The sequence below is a fragment of the Pseudomonas mandelii genome, assembly GCF_002251635.1.
In the GTDB taxonomy this organism is placed as follows: domain Bacteria; phylum Pseudomonadota; class Gammaproteobacteria; order Pseudomonadales; family Pseudomonadaceae; genus Aquipseudomonas; species Aquipseudomonas mandelii_B.
The window spans coordinates 20,722-38,244 of the sequence record NZ_NMOJ01000115.1; the positions used below are offsets into that span (position 1 = coordinate 20,722).

16 protein-coding genes are annotated in these 17,523 nt (G+C 60.2%); 6 read left to right on the top strand and 10 right to left on the bottom strand.

Annotated features, from left to right (window positions below; translation table 11 throughout):
• Nucleotide 1: 1 nt before the first annotated feature.
• The 4 genes from B7L09_RS16205 to B7L09_RS16220 all read left to right on the top strand — a co-directional run bounded on the left by B7L09_RS16205 (nt 2) and on the right by B7L09_RS16220 (nt 3,463).
• Entirely contained in the window at nt 2-1,123 is a 1,122-nt protein-coding gene (locus B7L09_RS16205; RefSeq protein ID WP_094469682.1) for a methionine ABC transporter ATP-binding protein, read from the top strand.
• Nucleotides 1,113-1,757, top strand: coding sequence for a methionine ABC transporter permease (locus B7L09_RS16210; RefSeq protein WP_094469683.1), 645 nt, complete (start codon nt 1,113-1,115; stop codon nt 1,755-1,757). Before B7L09_RS16205 ends, B7L09_RS16210 begins: the two co-directional genes overlap by 11 nt.
• A 551-nt stretch (nt 1,758-2,308) precedes the next feature.
• Nucleotides 2,309-2,662 carry a DUF6124 family protein gene (locus tag B7L09_RS16215; protein WP_094469684.1) on the top strand — a complete coding sequence of 118 codons (354 nt, stop codon included), beginning with the start codon at nt 2,309-2,311 and terminating at the stop codon, nt 2,660-2,662.
• A 174-nt stretch (nt 2,663-2,836) separates the two neighbouring features.
• Nucleotides 2,837-3,463 (top strand): class I SAM-dependent methyltransferase, encoded by a 627-nt coding sequence (locus B7L09_RS16220; RefSeq protein ID WP_094469685.1) that lies wholly within the window; start codon nt 2,837-2,839, stop codon nt 3,461-3,463.
• 115 nt (nt 3,464-3,578) lie between these two features.
• Here the strand turns inward: B7L09_RS16220 and B7L09_RS16225 are convergent, their stop codons facing one another.
• The 7 genes from B7L09_RS16225 to B7L09_RS16255 all read right to left on the bottom strand — a co-directional run bounded on the left by B7L09_RS16225 (nt 3,579) and on the right by B7L09_RS16255 (nt 13,450).
• A complete protein-coding gene (locus B7L09_RS16225) occupies nt 3,579-6,629 on the bottom strand; it encodes an efflux RND transporter permease subunit (RefSeq protein ID WP_094469686.1) in 3,051 nt (1,016 codons plus the stop codon).
• Nucleotides 6,626-7,693 (bottom strand): efflux RND transporter periplasmic adaptor subunit, encoded by a 1,068-nt coding sequence (locus B7L09_RS16230; protein WP_094469687.1) that lies wholly within the window; start codon nt 7,691-7,693, stop codon nt 6,626-6,628. Before B7L09_RS16230 ends, B7L09_RS16225 begins: the two co-directional genes overlap by 4 nt.
• A complete protein-coding gene (locus B7L09_RS16235) occupies nt 7,690-8,793 on the bottom strand; it encodes an efflux RND transporter periplasmic adaptor subunit (RefSeq protein WP_094469688.1) in 1,104 nt (367 codons plus the stop codon). Before B7L09_RS16235 ends, B7L09_RS16230 begins: the two co-directional genes overlap by 4 nt.
• Nucleotides 8,794-9,474: 681 nt before the next feature.
• The gene (locus B7L09_RS16240; protein ID WP_094469689.1) at nt 9,475-10,257 is read right to left on the bottom strand and encodes a MetQ/NlpA family ABC transporter substrate-binding protein; all 783 of its coding nucleotides are present in this window, start codon (nt 10,255-10,257) and stop codon (nt 9,475-9,477) included.
• 160 nt (nt 10,258-10,417) lie between these two features.
• Complete coding sequence (locus B7L09_RS16245) at nt 10,418-11,350, bottom strand: sigma 54-interacting transcriptional regulator (RefSeq protein ID WP_094469690.1); 933 nt, start codon at nt 11,348-11,350, stop codon at nt 10,418-10,420.
• A gap of 59 nt (nt 11,351-11,409) precedes the next feature.
• On the bottom strand, nt 11,410-11,991 hold the full coding sequence (locus tag B7L09_RS16250; RefSeq protein WP_094469691.1) for an alpha/beta hydrolase: 582 nt from the start codon (nt 11,989-11,991) through the stop codon (nt 11,410-11,412).
• Nucleotides 11,992-12,376: 385 nt separating this feature from the next.
• Nucleotides 12,377-13,450: a fatty acid desaturase gene (locus B7L09_RS16255; RefSeq protein WP_094469692.1), complete on the bottom strand. Its 1,074-nt coding sequence runs from the start codon at nt 13,448-13,450 to the stop codon at nt 12,377-12,379.
• A gap of 100 nt (nt 13,451-13,550) precedes the next feature.
• Here B7L09_RS16255 and B7L09_RS16260 point away from each other — a divergent pair, with 100 nt between their 5' ends.
• Nucleotides 13,551-14,555 (top strand): AraC family transcriptional regulator, encoded by a 1,005-nt coding sequence (locus tag B7L09_RS16260; protein WP_094469693.1) that lies wholly within the window; start codon nt 13,551-13,553, stop codon nt 14,553-14,555.
• Between the two features lie 154 nt (nt 14,556-14,709).
• Here the strand turns inward: B7L09_RS16260 and B7L09_RS16265 are convergent, their stop codons facing one another.
• Nucleotides 14,710-15,075, bottom strand: coding sequence for a response regulator (locus tag B7L09_RS16265; RefSeq protein ID WP_094469694.1), 366 nt, complete (start codon nt 15,073-15,075; stop codon nt 14,710-14,712).
• Nucleotides 15,076-15,142: 67 nt separating this feature from the next.
• Nucleotides 15,143-15,829, bottom strand: a complete 687-nt coding sequence (locus tag B7L09_RS16270) for a Crp/Fnr family transcriptional regulator (protein ID WP_094469695.1) — start codon at nt 15,827-15,829, stop codon at nt 15,143-15,145.
• A gap of 84 nt (nt 15,830-15,913) precedes the next feature.
• Between B7L09_RS16270 and B7L09_RS16275 the strand changes: the two genes are divergently transcribed.
• Nucleotides 15,914-16,432 (top strand): Mpo1 family 2-hydroxy fatty acid dioxygenase, encoded by a 519-nt coding sequence (locus tag B7L09_RS16275; protein WP_094469696.1) that lies wholly within the window; start codon nt 15,914-15,916, stop codon nt 16,430-16,432.
• 100 nt (nt 16,433-16,532) lie between these two features.
• Here B7L09_RS16275 and B7L09_RS16280 read toward each other — a convergent pair whose 3' ends face one another.
• On the bottom strand, nt 16,533-17,522 hold the full coding sequence (locus tag B7L09_RS16280) for a sulfate/molybdate ABC transporter ATP-binding protein (protein ID WP_094469697.1): 990 nt from the start codon (nt 17,520-17,522) through the stop codon (nt 16,533-16,535).
• Nucleotide 17,523: the final 1 nt, after the last annotated feature.

Sequence of the window (17,523 nt, forward strand, 5' to 3'; positions counted from 1 at the left end):
GATGACGGCTGCGATCCAACGGCGACTGGATATTCCAGAGCCACATAAAGCCGAACAGACCGAACTGCACCCGGACCTGAACCGCGCTCACGTACGCTTCATCGGTCTGGGCAAAACCTACACCGGCCAGCAGGGNNCCGTGCATGCCTTGCAAGGCATCGATCTGGCGATCCAGCGCGGTGAAGTGTTCGGCATCATCGGCCGCAGCGGCGCCGGCAAGTCCTCGCTGATCCGCACCATCAATCGCCTGGAGCAACCCAGCAGCGGCCGGGTGCTGATTGATCAGGTGGACATCGGTGAGTACGACGAAGACCGCCTGGTGGCGTTGCGTCGGCGTATCGGCATGATCTTCCAGCACTTCAACCTGATGTCGGCCAAGACCGTGTGGCAGAACGTCGAGTTGCCGCTGAAAGTCGCCGGCGTGCCCAAGGAAAAACGCGAACAGAAAGTCCGCGAACTGCTGGAACTGGTCGGCCTGCAAGGCAAGCACAACGCCTATCCGGCGCAGCTGTCCGGCGGACAGAAACAGCGCGTCGGCATCGCCCGCGCCCTGGTGCACGACCCGGAAATCCTGCTGTGCGACGAAGCCACCTCGGCGCTCGACCCGGAAACCACGCAATCGATCCTCGGCCTGCTGCGTGAAATCAACCGGCGCCTGGGGCTGACCATTGTGTTGATCACCCATGAAATGGCGGTGATTCGCGAAATCTGCGACCGCGTGGTGGTGCTGGAACACGGCCGCATCGTGGAGCAAGGCCCGGTGTGGCAAGTGTTCGGCAACCCGCAGCACGAGGTCAGCAAGACCTTGCTCGCACCGCTGCAACATGCGCTGCCGGAAGAACTGCAAAGCCGCTTGCGCCCGCAACCTCAGTCCTCAGACGCAGCGGTTGTGTTGCGTGTGCAATTCACCGGTAGCGCCACGGACGAACCAGATCTGGCGGCCTTGTTCAGCGCCCTCGGTGGCCGCGTGAGGTTGCTGCAAGGTGGTGTGGAACGGATTCAGGGCCACGCGCTGGGGCAATTGCTGCTGGCAGTGACCGGTTCGTCGCTCGGCGCTGAAGAATTGCGTCAGCGCGCCGGCCACTGGGCGCAACAGGTGGAGGTGCTGGGCTATGTGGTTTGATCGTTTATTGCAGGGCGCCGTCGATACCTTGTTGATGGTCGGCGTGTCGTCACTGATTGCGTTGCTGGTGGGCATTCCGCTGGCGGTGTTTCTGGTNACCAGCANCAAGGGCGACATCTATGAGGCACCGGCGCTGAATCGCGCACTGGGTGCCTTCGTGAACCTGTTCCGCTCGATTCCGTTCCTGATTCTGATGGTGGCGCTGATTCCGTTTACCCGGTTGATCGTCGGCACCACTTACGGTGTCTGGGCCGCCGTAGTGCCGCTGACGATTGCGGCCACGCCGTTCTTTGCGCGTATTGCAGAAGTCAGTTTGCGCGAGGTCGACCACGGTTTGATCGAAGCGGCGCAAGCGATGGGCTGCCGGCGCTGGCACATTGTCTGGCATGTGCTGTTGCCCGAGGCGCTGCCGGGGATTGTCGGTGGTTTCACCATCACACTGGTGACCATGATCAACTCGTCGGCCATGGCCGGCGCGATTGGTGCGGGCGGGTTGGGGGACATTGCGTACCGGTATGGGTATCAGCGGTTTGATAGCCAGATCATGCTGACGGTGATTGTGCTGCTGGTGGTGTTGGTCGCGATTATCCAGCTCGGCGGGGACCGCTTGGCGCGAGGCCTTAACAAACGCTAAGCCAATTGCGAACACTTACTGTGGGTGAAGGAGCTTTTGTGGCGAGGGGGCTTGCCCCCTCGCCACAAAAGCGTCGGCTACCGTGGGTAATGAGCCACTTCATCTGACACACGAACACTTACTGTGGGTGAAGGAGCTTTTGTGGCGAGGGGGCTTGCCCCCTCGCCACAAAAGCGTCGGCTACCGTGGGTAATGAGCCACTTCAGAGGGGAACATTTCCCACAGGAAAATCAGTGTGCCTACAGGCCTGCTCCCTTTCATTTGCAGGACATTTCCTAGATCATTCCGCTCGCTTGCGCCGGTGGATTCTCGTGGCTAGTCTCCGTCCGTCACTGCTCATCAGTGATCGGGTTTAGTCGCCCGGACCGGACGCATAGCGCCACCCATTCTCAGGCATTTCCTTTGCCTGAAATTTAATGGTGGCTGTGCGTAGGGCACCTTCGGGTGCGCCGGTTCCCGGTGTCCGGTCGACTAACCTGCGTGCAGCCGCCACCCCTAATTCGTTTAGTCGCGAGATCGGTTGGCTCCAACTAATCACCGGAGTTTTACCCATGAAAAGATCTGTCCCCGATCCACCGCCCGAGACAACCACCGAAAGCAAACCCTCCGATCCACTCAGAGATCGCTCCGCGCTTTACCGCGCCATCGATTTCTACCTCACCGGCAACCAGCCCTCTCCACCGGATGAATTGCGGTTCTACAACGTCAGCGAAGATGTCAGTTTCGAAGATGCGCAGCTCCACCTCGCTGACCTGCTTCGTTGTGCTTCTGTTTCGGCGTATCAATGTGGTGAACACCTGAAAGGCGCGGACCGAGCCATGGTGTTTTCCGTTTGGCATTTGCTGGAGATTGCCAAAGCCATGGTTGATCGCTCCATTGATTGTTTGGGGATGAAGCAAGGCTGAGACGTCGGTCGGTAGTTACATCGCTATCGCGGGCAAGCCCGCTCCCACAGGTGTGCGCGATCGACTGGNGTGCGCGATCGACTGTGGGAGCGGGCTTGCCCGCGATTGGCTGCGCAGCAGCCACCCGGCTCATGGCGTATATTCGGCAAACCTCAATTGCCTGCGCAGCCGACCATGAAACAAACCCCCGACGACCTCCAGAAGATCACCGCCACCACCCTGGGCCATTACAACTCGGTGGCCGAAGATTTTCGCGAGGGGACTCGCGATCATGATGTCAGCCAGAACATCGACGCCCTGCTGCGGCATATTCAGGGCGAGGCGCCGTTCGACATTCTCGATTTTGGCTGTGGGCCGGGGCGTGATTTGCAGACGTTCACACGTATGGGCCACACGGCTGTCGGGCTCGACGGGTCGGAAAAGTTTGCGCAGATGGCCCGCGAAGACAGTGGTTGTGAGGTGTTGCANCAGGACTTTCTGAAGCTGGATCTGCCGGCCGAACGCTTTGACGGGGTTTTTGCCAATGCGGTGCTGTTTCATATCCCGCGCCAGGAATTGCCCCGGGTGTTGAAGGAATTGCGCGGGGCGTTGAAGCCGGGTGGCGTGTTGTTCAGTTCCAATCCTCGCGGCGAGAATCAGGAAGGGTGGAATGGGCCGCGGTATGGGGCGTATCACGATCTTGAGGCTTGGCAGCAATTGCTGACGGAGGCGGGGTTTGTGGAGTTGGAGCATTACTATCGGCCGGCGGGGCTGCCGCGAGAGCAGCAGCCTTGGTTGGCGAGTGTCTGGCGCAAAGTGTGAAGCCTTCAGACTTGTGGTGCCTGGGCTGACGTCTTCGCGGGCAAGCCGNAAATTGTGATCGACGCAAATCCTGTGGGAGCGTGGCTTGCCCCCGATGAGCGCGTAGCGCTCGATTTTAAGTCTCTTTCTGCGGCTCGCGGATTTTGTACCAGGCAACGTAAAGCGCCGGCAAAAACAGCAACGTCAGCAACGTCGCAATAATGATNCCGCCAATCATCGCGTACGCCATCGGCCCCCAGAACACTTCCCGGGCAATCGGGATCATCCCCAGGCTGGCCGCCGCAGCGGTCAATAGAATCGGCCGGCGCCGATGCTCCGTGGCCTGCGCCACGGCATCCCAAGGTGAAACGCCCTCGTTCTCCAAGGCATCGATCTGCGTCACCAGAATCACCGAGTTGCGGATGATGATGCCGATCAGCGCGAGGATGCCGAGGATCGCCACAAACCCCATAGGCGTGCCCGTGGGGATCAGTGCCAGCACCACACCAATCAGGCCGAGCGGCGCGACACTCGCCACCAGGAACATCTTCTGCACGCTGTGCAACTGGATCATCAGGAAGGTGGCCATCAAAAACAGCATCAACGGCACCACTTTGGCAATCGGGCCCTGGGCCTTGCCGCTTTCTTCCACAGTGCCGCCGGTGGCGACCTTGTAACCCACCGGCAAACCGGCGCTGAATTTATCGATGGCGGGTTTGAGCTGTTTCACCAAGTCAGTCGGCTGAATCTCGTCGCGCACTGCCGCCTTGATGGTGATGGTTGGTTTACGGTCACGGCGCCAGACCAGCGGTTGCTCGAGTTCATAGCGCACCGTGGCGAAAGCCAGCAGCGGAATCGACGTGCCGCTCGGGGTGACGATCTGCAAGTTCTGCAGGGTTTCCGGCGTGCCGCGCTCCGCGTCCACCGCACGTCCCACGACGTTGATCAGGTAGATATCGTCATCGACCTGAGTGACCTGCGAACCGACCACGATGCTGTTCATCAGNTGCGCCACGTCTTCCGACGACAGCCCCAGTTGCCGCGCCTTGTCCTGGGCGATGTCCACGCGCAGCACTTTGCCCGGTTCGTTCCAGTCGTAAATGATCTCGCCGATGTGCGAGTTCTTGTCCAGCTCGGTGGCCAGGGCGATGGCGTGCTTGCGCACCTGATCGATGTCCTTGCCGCTGACCCGGTACTGAATCGGGCGACCCACCGGCGGCCCCATTTCCAGCGCCTGGACGTAGCTGCCGATGCCGACGAAATCTTTGCGCAGCCGCTCGCGCAAGCGTTGGCTGAGGGCGTTACGCGACTCCAGGCCTTTGCTGACGATCACCAGTTGCGCGTAGTACGGGTTCTGCAATTGCTGGTCGAGGGGCAGGTAGAAACGAATCGCGCCCTGGCCGATATAGGTGCTCCAGCGGGCAATGTCCGGGTCATCCTTGATGATGGCTTCCAGGCGGTCGACCGCTTTGCGTGTTTCGTTGATCGAGGCGTTTTGCGGCAGGTTGAGGTCGACGAGGATTTCCGGGCGGTCCGACGACGGGAAAAACTGGTTCTGCACAAACTGCATGGAAAACACCGAGGCCACGAACAGCGCAATGGTGATACCGATCGCCCACCAGCGATTACGCATGGCCCAAAACATCCCGTAATTGAATGCCCGGCCGATGCGGCCCGGCTCGGCGTCATGGGGTTTCACGTTGGTGCTGAGAATGTGCACCCCAATCACCGGTGCAAACAGCACCGCCACCACCCACGACACCAGCATCGCCACGGCAATCACCGCAAACAGGGTGAAGGTGTACTCGCCCGCCGAACTGGCATTGAGGCCGATCGGCACGAAACCGGCCACGGTGACCAAGGTGCCGGTGAGCATCGGGAAGGCCGTCGAGGTGTAGGCGTACGTCGCCGCCTGCTCCTTGGTTTCACCTTTCTCCAGGCGCGTGATCATCATCTCCACGGTGATCATCGCATCGTCCACCAGCAGGCCAAGGGCGATGATCAACGCGCCCAGCGACACCCGCTGCATGGTGATGCCGCTGTACTCCATAAACACGAACACCAGCGCCAGCACCAACGGGATCGAGCACGCCACCACCAACCCGGCACGCATACCGAGGCTGACGAAACTGACGATCAGGACGATCACCACCGCTTCGAACAAGGCACTGGTGAAGCCGCCGACGGCTTTTTCCACCACTTCGGCCTGGTCGGACACCGTGTGCACACCGACGCCCACCGGCAAGTCGGCGGTCAGGTCGGTCATGCGCTGGTGCAACGCCTTGCCGAACGCCTGGATGTTGCCGCCCTTCTTCATGGCGATGGCGAGGCCAATGGCCGGGTGGCCGTTGAAACGGAACTCCGGGGTCGCCGGGTCAACGTAGCCACGGCTGATGTCGGCAATGTCCGCCAAACGATAGAAGCGGTCATTGAGCCGCAGGTTGACGTTGGCCAAATCTTTCTCGGAAGCGAACTGCCCCGAGGTGCGCACCGAGATGCGCTCCGGACCGGCCTCGATCACACCGGCCGGGGTCACCGCGTTCTGGGTTTGCAGGCTTTGCACCACCTGGCGCTGATCGATGCCCAGCGCCGCCAGTTTGCGGGTGGAGAAGTTCAGGTACAGGACTTCATCTTGCTCACCGACCATCTCGACCTTGCCCAGCCCCGGCACCGAACGGATCTCGGCACGCACCTGTTCCACGTAATCGCGCAACTGGCGCATCGACAGGCCGTCGGCGGTAAAGGCGTAGACCGAACCGTACACATCACCGAATTCGTCGTTGAACCCCGGCCCTTGCAGGCCCTGGGGGAAGTCGCCACGAATATCGTCGATCTTCTTGCGCACCTGGTACCAGATATCCGGGATGGCCTTGGCGCTGGTGGTGTCCTTGAGGAACACGAATACCGTGGATTCGCCCGGCCGCGTGTAGCTTTTCACGTAGTCGAGGGAGTCGAGCTCTTCGAGTTTTTTCTCGATGCGGTCGGTGACCTGCTTGAGGGTTTCTTCCTGGGTCGCGCCGGGCCAGCGGGTCTGGATCACCATGGTCTTGATGGTGAACGACGGGTCTTCCTCACGGCCAAGGTTCATGTACGAGAACACGCCCATCAGCAGCGCGACGAACATCAGGTACCAGACGAAGGACTGATGCTTGAGGGCCCAGTCGGATAAGTTGAAGCTCCCTTTCATCGCGGGCTGTCCTCGTCGATTTTGACTTTTTGCCCGGGTTTCAGGCTGTTCACACCCGCGCTGACCACCCGTTCACCGGACTTCACGCCACTGGCCAGGATCATCGTTGAATCCGTGCGGCTGACCAGGCTGACGTCCCGTGGGGAAACAGTCTGGGTCTGCGCATCGATCACCCAGATGCGCGATTTGCCATCGATCTCCTGCAGCGCGCTCAGCGGCAATTCGATACGCGGCTTGATCGCGGAGCTGAGGGTGACACTGATCGCAGTGCCCAGGCGAAAACCGGGCGGTGTGTCTGTCAGGGTCAGGCGGGCTCGCCGGGTGCGCGTGGCGCTTTGGGCCTGGGGCTCGATCTCGCGCACGATGGCGGTGGTGTTGACGCTTGGGTCNAGTTGCGCCGCGACCTGAAACACGACATCGGTCGGCAGTTGGTCGACCAGGGTGTCCGGCAGGTCGATCACNGCTTCCTTGATATCCGGGCGGGCCAGGGTCACCACTTGCTGACCGGCGCTGACCACTTGGCCGGCCTCGGCATTCCACAAGGTGACCACGGCTTTGTGGTCGGAACGCAGTTCGACGTAGTTGAGCTGGTCCTTGGCCTGATCGACCGCCGCCTTCGCTTGATCGAGGGAGGCCTGGGTGGTCTTGAGGTCAGTCTGTGCGGAGTCGAGTTGCGCCTGGGCACCCACGCCACGATCGAACAACGCCTGCTGACGCCGGGCGTTGGCCTGGGCGTTGATGAATTGCGCCTGGATGCTGGCCAGATCGCCTTGGGCGGCGCGCAACTGGTTCTGCTGGTCGGTGGGGTCCAGGGTGGCGAGCAGCGCGCCCTTTTCCACTTCGGCACCGACATCGACGTTACGGCTGGCGATGCGCCCCGGCACGCGGAACCCGACATTGCTTTCATAGCGGGCCTGGATGCTGCCGGCGAAGCGGCCGAGATTTTCCTCGTCCAGCGACTGGACCTTGACCGACAGCACCGGGCGTATCGGCTCCGGTGGCGGTTCTTCTTCCGAGCAGGCCGCCAGCATCACCGCCGTGCACACCAGTAACAGACGCTTCATGGCTGGGCTTCCACAGCGAGATCCTTGTAGGTGTTTTCGGCGATTTCAACTTTCACGCCGGGGTGCAGCAACTGACCGCCCGCGATGACGACTTTTTCGCCGCCCTGCAGGCCGGCGCTGATGATCACTTTGCCGGTCAGGTAACGACCGACCGTGACGGTGTGCAGTTGCGCCTTCCCTTCACCGTCCACCAGCCATACCGCCGGATCGCTGAGGTTTTTGGTCAGCGCCGACCACGGCAGTTCCACGGCGGACTTGCCCGGCGTCTTGGCCGTGGCGCTCACCACCGAGCCCAGTTGCATGCCCTCGGGCAGGCTGGCCAGGGTGACTTTGACTTGCACGGTGCCGGTCTGTGCGGACACCGCCGGTGTGATCTCCCGCACGGTGCCGGTGGTTTTGATCGCCGGGTTGTCGAGCAGGCTGACCACGATGGTTTTATCCTCCGGCGCCTCGGCCAGCAGCGATTCGTAGACGTTGAACACCGCATCACGTTCACCATCGCGCGCCAGGCTGAAAATCGGCACCGTCGCCTGCACCACTTGGCCGACCTCGGCCTGACGCGCCGTAATCACACCCGGTGCCTCGGCAATCAGCGCGGTGTAGCCGAGCTGTTCACGGGCGTTGGCGAATTGCGCCTGGGCAGCGGTCAACGCGCTCTGACTGCTGCGCAAGGCGGCTTGCGCGGAATCGTATTCGCTTTGGCTGGTGTAGCCCTTGGGCAGGAGTTTTTGCTGGCGGACGAACGCGGCGGCGGTCTGTTTGACCCGGGCCTGTTCGGCGGTGACTTGGGCCTGGGCCGAATCGACGTTGGTCTGCAGGTCCTTGGGATCGAGCTTGGCCAGCACTTGTCTGGCCGACACCCGGTCACCGACATCGACCATGCGCTGAATGATCTTGCCGCCCACGCGGAACGACAATTCGGTCTGGACCCTGGCCTGAACATCGCCAGTGAGCGTCACCGACGCGGCGTAATCCAAGGGTTTGACCTCCTGGACGAAAACCCGTGGACGGTCCTTCTCGACCGGTTTTTTATCGCCGCACGCGGTCAGCAGCGCAAGGAGGCTCAGACCAACCACTATGTTCAATCCGGGACCAGCCATGCAGACTCCTTTGCGTTGTACGGACGTGCCAATGGCGATACGACTGTGAGCTTAGAACAGGGTTCCACGGGTGCACAGGTTTGCCATACATACCGTGGGAGCGAGCTTGCTCGCGATGGCGGAGTTTCANCTTCCCGGCAGGCACCGACTTTAAAGGTATAAAAAGAAGAATTTAAATACCGTTAAAGCATATTGATATCACGCAAAAAACTATCCTGCGGATTTGCCGTGGCGAAGGAACACGACTATTTTCCTTGCAGCTGTAGGAGGGATCTTTTTTTCAAAAAGACCCTCCAAGGACGCACAGCTTTTGGCCAGACTCCCTGGCCGAACCCTCACAAGGAAGAGAAAAATGGCTGACTTGAAAGTGCCAAAGCGGTTGGATCCGCAGGAAATCGTGAAGTTATTGGTGGCGTTGCGCCGGGCGCTGGAGGCCAGGGCGGCCTAACGCTCGTGAGGCGAGCAGATTCCCCTGTGGAGAGGGGGCTTGCCCCCTCGCCACAAAAGCTCCCTCGCCACAGGTTGCCTAACGCTCGTGAGGCGAGCAGATTCCCCTGTGGAGAGGGGGCTTGCCCCCTCGCCACAAAAGCTCCCTCGCCACAGGTTTCTCGCACGCAAAAAAACGCCGACGCTATTGCTAGCCGTCGGCGTTCGAAACCTTGAAGGGGTTTACCTCGCGAATCAGAACGCCGGCAGTACCGCGCCGCTGTACTTCTTGNCGATGAATGCTTTGACTTCCGGGCTGGTCAGCGCCTTGGCCAGTTTCTGGATAGCGTCGCTGTCCTTGTTGTCTGGACGTGCGACCAGGAAGTTCACGTAAGGCGACTTGGCATCTTCGATGATCAGCGCGTCTTTCGCCGGGTTCAGGCCAGCTTCCAGGGCGTAGTTGGTGTTGATCACGTCCAGGTCAACCTGGTCCAGCACGCGTGGCAGCAGGGCCGATTCCAGCTCNTTGAACTTGAAGTTGTGCGGGTTCTTGGCGATGTCTTTCGGAGTGGACAGGGCGTTTTTCGGGTCTTTCAACTCGATCAGTCCAGCCTTCTGCAGCAGGAGCAGGGCACGGCCACTGTTGCTGCCTTCGTTTGGCAGAGCGATGGTCGCGCCGTTTGGCAGCTCGGAAATATTCTTGATCTTCTTCGAGTAACCGCCGATGGGTTCAACGTGCACGCCGATCACAGTGACCAGGTTGGTGCCCTTGCCCTTGTTGAAGTTTTCCAGGTACGGCAGGGTCTGGAAGTAGTTGGCGTCCAGGCGCTTCTCGGCAACCTGTGTATTGGGTTGTACATAGTCAGTGAAAACCTTGATCTCCAGGTCCACGCCTTCTTTGGCCAGGGTCGGCTTGACCAGCTCAAGGATCTCGGCGTGCGGGATCGGGGTGGCGGCAACGACCAGTTTCTCGTTGGCCTGGGCGAAGCTTGCAGTCAGGGCAGCCGCCAGTGCGGTAAACAACAGAACCTTTTTCATGCAGTGTCCTTATCGAAATTCCGGGGCGTCTCTGACGACCGTTTTTTGTNNGTGTGCCAGCGAAGTGCTATCGCGGCGTGGGATGGACAATACCGGGATTTTTTATTCCCGAACAATATCTTTTATTCACTTTCATATTCCATTTTGTTCATAAAGATCACTACAGCGTCTGGGTCAGGCTTTCCAGCAAACGCTTGAGTGCCGAACGCTCTTCAGCCGTGCCATTTTTGCTCACTTGCGCGATTTGCCACTCGATCTGCACCAACGACACAGGTACTTCAGGCAGATTCAAATGCTCCGGCAAAATCTCGTCACCGGTGCTGACCAGCAGCGCGAAGTGAATAACNTTTTCCAGCTCGCGGGTGTTGCCCGGCCAACTGTGGTGTTCCAGCACGCGTTGGGCGGCGTCGCTGATCAGCGGCACCGGCAGGTCAAGGCGCTGGCTGTAGATGCCGAGGAAGTATTCGGCCAACGAAAGGATATCGCCGACCCGCTCGCGCAATGCCGGCAGTTCGAGCTGGCCTTCGCTGAGGTAGTGATAAAGCCGCTCATGGAATTTCCCGGCCGCCACCGCCTGGGCCAGATCGATACTGGTGGCCGCCACCAGACGCACGTCCACCGGGCTCGGTTGCTGAGCGCCAACGCGGGTGACTTCGTGGTTTTCCAGGGCGGCGAGCAATTTGATCTGGATCGGCAGCGGCAAGTCGCCGATCTCGTCCAGATACAAGGTGCCGCCGTTGGCCGAACCAAACCACCCCGCCCGACTGCTGGCCGCGCCGCTGTGGCTGCCGGCGGCATAGCCGAACAGTTCGGCGTCGGCATAGGTAGGGCTGATCGCGCCGCAATTGACCGANACNAACAACCCGCCGCGATCACTCGCACGATGGATGTGCCGCGCGAGCAATTCCTTGCCGCTGCCGGTTTCACCACGGATCAACACCGAGATCGAGCGCGGCGCCAGTTGTTCCAGCTCCTGGCGCAACTGCCGGGACCGTGGATCGACAAACACCAGCGCCTTGGCGCGAATGCTCAGCGGGCTCTTTTCGGCGTCGGGGAAGGTCAGCAGTGGCTGGCCGAAGGCTTCAAAACTCATGGCAGACTCCCGCCCAAAACCGCCGGGAGACGGGTAGGCGTGCTAAAAAATAAAAAGGTTCAAGCGCGTCGCAGGGCGTGGTGTTCCATTCGGTTTTGCAGGCGATAGAGATAGGCAAAGCCCTGCTCCCAGCGCTGATGCCCGGACTTCACGTTGATGTGTCCGGCACCCGCCAGAATCCCCGCCTCCGCGCCCCAGTTGCGGGCCAGTTCAAGGGCTCGCGGCGCACTCACGGCGCTGTCGTTGTCGGAGCTGACGACCTGGCTCGGGAAGGGCAAAAGAGTTGTGGGAATCGGNGCGAAGTTGCGCAAGGCCGGTGAACAGGCCGGACGTTCGACATCCGCCGGGGCCACCAGCAAGGCGCCACGCACCTGACGCAAAAAATGCACCGGCGCAGTGGCCGCCCAATGGGCGACGGTGATGCACCCCAGACTGTGCGCAATCAAGATCACCGGCGTGCTGTCGGCAGCAATCGCTTCGGCCAGCGCCGCGACCCAGTCTTCACGACGCGGCGTCAGCCAGTCGGCCTGCTCCACCCGCGCGCTATTCGGCAGACTGTTTTGCCAATGACTTTGCCAATGATCTTCTGGCGATCCTTGCCAGCCCGGCACGATCAGGTAGCGAATTGATTCGTTGCGCATGGGGGAACTCTCCTGCTGCGTGTCTGTTCCCGGTCGAGTATAGGGAGGAGAGTTATATTCGTTAAGGAATAAGAAGCTATTTATTAAGACCCATAAGGAATATGAAGCCGTTTTGAATGGATAAAAAAAGGGACCGCACCCTGCCAAGGAGACGGCCCCGGAAACTCAAAATCTGCTATCGCTAATCAACATCACTGGATGCGATGATTGACTGAAACGCTTATCCAATAAAGGAATATTTAATTACTTTACTAGATCCAAAATGCATATGTAGATCAGCGATACAACAACTACCAAGCCATCCTGCCTGGGTCATAACATACCGCCCCTTTGGGTCAGATTGATGACGGGCGCCTTTGCCGTTTTGAGTTTCCGAGAATATCGATCAAGCCTGAGCGGCACGCACCTCCTGCGCCTCTGCTGTTTCCTTGCGCACAAACCGGTTCGCCCGCCCAAACGTCCCGAAATCATTGAACCGCACACCCATCTCGCGCATCACTTTNTGCGCCACTGGCGCCGTCATCTGGCGGATGTAGAACGGTTCCTTCACCACAAAATGATGGATGCCATGGGTGCTGCCGAAGTTGAAGCAGAACGCCTGCATCGGCCACATCCACCAAGGGTTCAGCACCTGGGTTTGCTGAATCACGTTGCCCAGCTCCACATCNCCGTAGTAGTGCATGTTGGAGCTGACAAAATGCAGGCAAAAGGTGCGCAACACGTTCGGGCCGATGATCACCACCGCCGCGATATCGATCACCTGCATCACCGACAACGTGGTCGTCGACCATTCGATCGGCGTACCCAGCAGATCGGCAATGCCATTCGCCCCATGAAAACCGAGGAACACGTACCAGGCACCCCAATGCACCAGCGCCAGCGGCGCGTAGACCTTCAGCGTGCGTTTGATGATGCTGAATTTATGCGCCCAGGTCTTGGCTCGCAGCATGCGAATGAATGCCGACATCACGTTGTCGCCGACCATCAACAACCGCGCGAATCCCCAAGGTTCGCCGTTGGTGATCGCGCGCTCTTCCATGTCGGCTTCCGTACCGGACACCTTGTGATGATTGAGGTGCAGATGACGGCGAATCCATGGATTGATCGTGCTCGGGCGCGCCAGCCACACCAGACCCATCATCAGGTTGTGCGGCACCCGTTGTTTGCGGAAGTACATGCTATGAATCAGGTCGTGCTCCAGCTCGTGGGTCAACGAGGCGAAGAACGCGTTGAGCAACAGGCACGCCCACCAGGCCATGTGCCCGGTCAGGTAGAGCGCCGCTGAACCGATCATTCCAGCCAGGGCGAAGGCCAGAATGCCCGCGCCCAAGGCGTCCTGATGGTTAAGAATCGGGTAGCGTTTGCGCAGTTCGACCCCTCTGGCCAACACCACTTCGCGAATATGGGCTGATCGTTGGGCTGCATTCAGTCGCTGGGGACTTGCAGAAGTACCGTCCATGCTTCCATCCTCTGGTTATTGATGTTCGCATCCTGCCTTGTGAAGCCTCACAACGCGGTAGCCGTGAACGCCAACCTGTTGACCGGAAGCGCCAATCAGCATGACCGAACCCACTTCGCTCGCCAGCTGGACCCGCGCCCTGCGCAAACAGCTCGATGCCCTAGGCCTCGACAGCACCGCCCTGTGCCAACAGGCGGGGCTCGATCCGCAATTGATGGACGACCCGAACGCCCGTTACCCGTTGTCGGGCACCACGCGCCTGTGGGAAATCGCGGTGCAGGTCAGCGGCGACCCGGCGATTGGCTTGCGCGTCTCACGCTTTGTCAGCCCGACCACGTTCCATGCGCTCGGTTATGCGCTGGTGGCCAGCGGCAGCTTGCGCGAGGTGTTCGAGCGGATCGTGCGTTATCACCAGGTGGTCAGCGATGCGCTGGAACTGGAGCTGACCCGCGCTGAAGATCGCTACCGCTTCTGCCTGAAAATCCCTGCCGGCAACCCGGCCCCCGCGTTCGAAGCCATCGATGCCTTCACGGCGATTTACGTGCGCACCTGCCGCAATCGCCTGGGCCGCGAATATGCCCCGCTGGCGGTGTACCTGCGCCGCCCGGAACCGGCCGACCCGCATCAATGGCACAAAGTCTTTCGTTCGCCAGTGCACTTCGCCGCCGACGAGGACCGACTGGAATTTGCCCTCGTGGACTTCGACAGTCACCTGGACGATGCCAACCCGGAACTGGCCGAACACAACGAAGCGGTGCTCAAGCGCACGTTGGCGCAACTCAAGCCGCTGACGTGGGAACGCAAGGTCCGCGATGCCATTGAAGAACAATTGCCCGAAGGCGAACCGAGCGCCGAACACATCGCCAAGGCCCTGCACCTGAGCTTGCGCAGTCTGCAACGGCATCTGGCAGACGAAGGCTGTCGGTTTGATGCGCTGCTCAATGAGTGCCGCGAGAACCTGGCGCTGCTGCACCTGCGGGACCCGCAGTGTTCGTTGGCCGAGATCAGCCATTTGCTGGGCTTTGCCGATACCAGCAGNTTCAGCCGCGCGTTCAAACGCTGGACCGGGATGACACCGGGGCAGTTTCGGGATGGGTTGCGGTGATAGATCCGAAAGGTGGGTTGCCTGTTCCGGCCTCATCGCGAGCAAGCTCGCTCCCACAGGGATTTGTGCCAGGCGCGGACTTATTGGTAAACACGAACCCCCTGTGGGAGCGAGCTTGCTCGCGATGGCGTTTTTCCAGACACCGCAGAAATACTTAACGCCCCCGATCCCGCCGCAACAACTTGCGCACCCGCGTCACCAGTTCACTCACGGCAAACGGCTTGAGCAAGTAATCATCCTCATGCAGCTCCAACCCACGCAGGCGATCTTCGATGCCATCCTTGGTGGTCAGCAACAGCACCGGCGTTTCGCCGAGCTTGCGGATCTGTTGCAGCAACTGCCAGCCGTTGAGCCCCGGCAGCATCACGTCGAGGATGATCAGTTCGTATTCGCCGGACTCGATAAAGCGACGCCCGTCCATACCGTTGAGCGCCACATCGACCGTATAACTCGCCTCGTTCAGGCCGTTGGCCAGGCGTTTGGCGATCTCCGGTTCGTCTTCTACTAACAGCACACGCATGGCACACCTCGATTATCGTCATCACAGGCTAGGCGCCTTCGCAGCGGTTGCCCATCAAATATTTTTTTCACCNTGTCGCCAGAACCCGCAACCGCTCGGCATCGACAATCTCGATCTCGCCATACTTCAAATTCAGAACCCCCTGCCCCTGCAAGTCCTTGAGGATCTGGTTGGTGGTCTGGCGCGACAGCGACAACATCGATGCCAATTGTTCCTGGGGCAGTTGCAGCACCCGGCGCGGCGGATCGTATTCGCCGTAGCCCTCGGCGATCATCAGCAAGCGGTGAGCCAAGCGTGCCGGGGCCGGCATCAGGCTCAGCTGTTCGAGGTTGATGAAGGTCAGGCGCAGTTTGTGGCTCATCAGCAATGCCAGCTGCCGCCAATACACCGGTTGTTCGTCGAGCAACGCCAGCAGCGCGGTCTGTGGGATGTGCAACAGCGTGCACTGGCCCACACCGAAAGCATCGTGGGTGCGCGGCTGGCCGTCGAACAGGCAGATTTCGCCGAACCAGTAAGGCAGCTCGACCTGGCTCAGCAACGCTTCCTTGCCCTGTTCGCTGACCGCGCCGATGCGCACCGAGCCTTCGAGCACCGCATACAACCCGCACGGCGGGTCACCGCGCTTGAACAACAATTGCCCCGTCGACAACCGTCGCAGCCGGGCCGCTGCCAGCAGACTATCCTGTAGTGGAACAGGTAAATGACTGAACCACTGCCCCGACTCCAGGCGCGAACGCCAAACCTGCATGTCCATTTAAACTCCTGGAGATTGTCGCCTGCCTGACAGAGCGAAACGTGAACCCGAGGCATGATCAATCACCCTACAGGAGGAATAACAATGAAAAGCCTCGTTGACCATCTCAGTCAATACGCCGCCTACCATCGCGACCCCCGCAATATCGCCAGCCACTTCATCGGGATTCCACTGATTGTGGTGGCCGTGGCGGTGTTGCTGTCACGGCCGCAATGGGTTGGAGGCTGGGTTTCACCGGCGGTGCTGGTGGCACTGGCCTCGGCATGGTTTTACCTGCGCCTGGAGGTGCGGCTCGGGGTGTTGATGACGGTGTTGCTGGGGCTGTGCGTTTGGGCGGGCCAGGTGTTGGCGCAGCAAAGTACGCTGGTATGGTTGGCGAGCGGGATCGGGATGTTTGTGGTGGGCTGGGCGATTCAGTTTGTCGGTCATCACTATGAAGGGCGCAAACCGGCGTTTGTCGATGATGTGACGGGATTGATTGTCGGGCCGTTGTTTGTGGTGGTTGAACTGGCGCTTTTGCTGGGGATGCGGCGGGATTTGAAAGAGCAGATCGAGGCGCGGGTGGGTGGGGTGCGGGTTAATCCGAAGCGTGCTGCTGCGTAGGACGCCATCGCGGGCAAGCCCGCTCCCACAGAATCGAGATTGAACACAAAATCTGTCGCCAACCCGGAAACCTGTGGGAGCGGGCTTGCCCGCGATGCATTTAGAGGCTGGCGAGTTTCTGCCAGACCTTCGGTTTGAAGAACAATGTCTCGCCCTTCGCCAGGCCGATCAGGCTGTCGTGATCCTTCACCACTTCAGCTTCGATCAACTCGCTCTGGCCTTCGACCTTCAACGTCACCCGAGTCGTCGCGCCCAACGGACGGATATCCCGCACTTCCGCCGCGTGATGGTCTTCCAGCTCATGGCGCGACAGCGACACTTCGTGCGGGCGGAACAGCACGTGCTTGTCCTCACCCAGGTGCAGGCGGTTGGAGTCGCCGAGGAAGTGGTACACAAAATCGCTGGCCGGGTTTTCGTAGACGTCGCCCGGTGAACCGATCTGCTCGATCACGCCCTTGTTCATCACCACGATACGGTCGGCGACTTCCATCGCCTCTTCCTGGTCGTGCGTCACAAATACCGACGTCAGGTTGATGTCTTCGTGCAGGCGCGCCAGCCAGCGGCGCAGTTCTTTACGGACCTTGGCGTCTAGGGCGCCGAACGGTTCGTCGAGCAGCAAGACTTTCGGCTCGACCGCCAGCGCACGGGCCAGGGCGATACGCTGGCGCTGGCCACCGGAGAGTTGCTCCGGATAGCGATCAGACAACCAATCGAGCTGCACCATGTTCAGCAGTTCGTGAACCTTGACCGCGATCTGGCTTTCGCTCGGGCGCTGGTTTTTCGGCTTCATGCGCAGGCCGAAGGCGACGTTGTCGAACACTGTCATGTGGCGGAACAACGCGTAGTGCTGGAACACAAAACCGACGTTGCGATCCCGCACGTCGTGGCCGGACACGTCTTCACCGTGGAACACAATGCTGCCGTCATCCGGGGTTTCCAGCCCGGCAATGATGCGCAGCAAGGTAGTNTTACCGCAACCCGACGGGCCGAGCAGGGCCACGAGCTCGCCGCTTTGAATGTCCAGGCTGATGTTGTCCAGCGCCTTGAACGCATTGAAATTCTTGCTGACGTTACGCACTTCAATCGACATG

Coding starts and splice junctions, on each gene's coding strand:
- B7L09_RS16215 (WP_094469684.1), top strand. CDS start 2,309: ATGAAAAGATCTGTCCCCGATCCACCGCCCGAGACAACCACCGAAAGC.
- B7L09_RS16235 (WP_094469688.1), bottom strand. CDS start 8,793: ATGGCTGGTCCCGGATTGAACATAGTGGTTGGTCTGAGCCTCCTTGCG.
- B7L09_RS16265 (WP_094469694.1), bottom strand. CDS start 15,075: ATGCGTGTGCTGTTAGTAGAAGACGAACCGGAGATCGCCAAACGCCTG.
- B7L09_RS16275 (WP_094469696.1), top strand. CDS start 15,914: ATGAAAAGCCTCGTTGACCATCTCAGTCAATACGCCGCCTACCATCGC.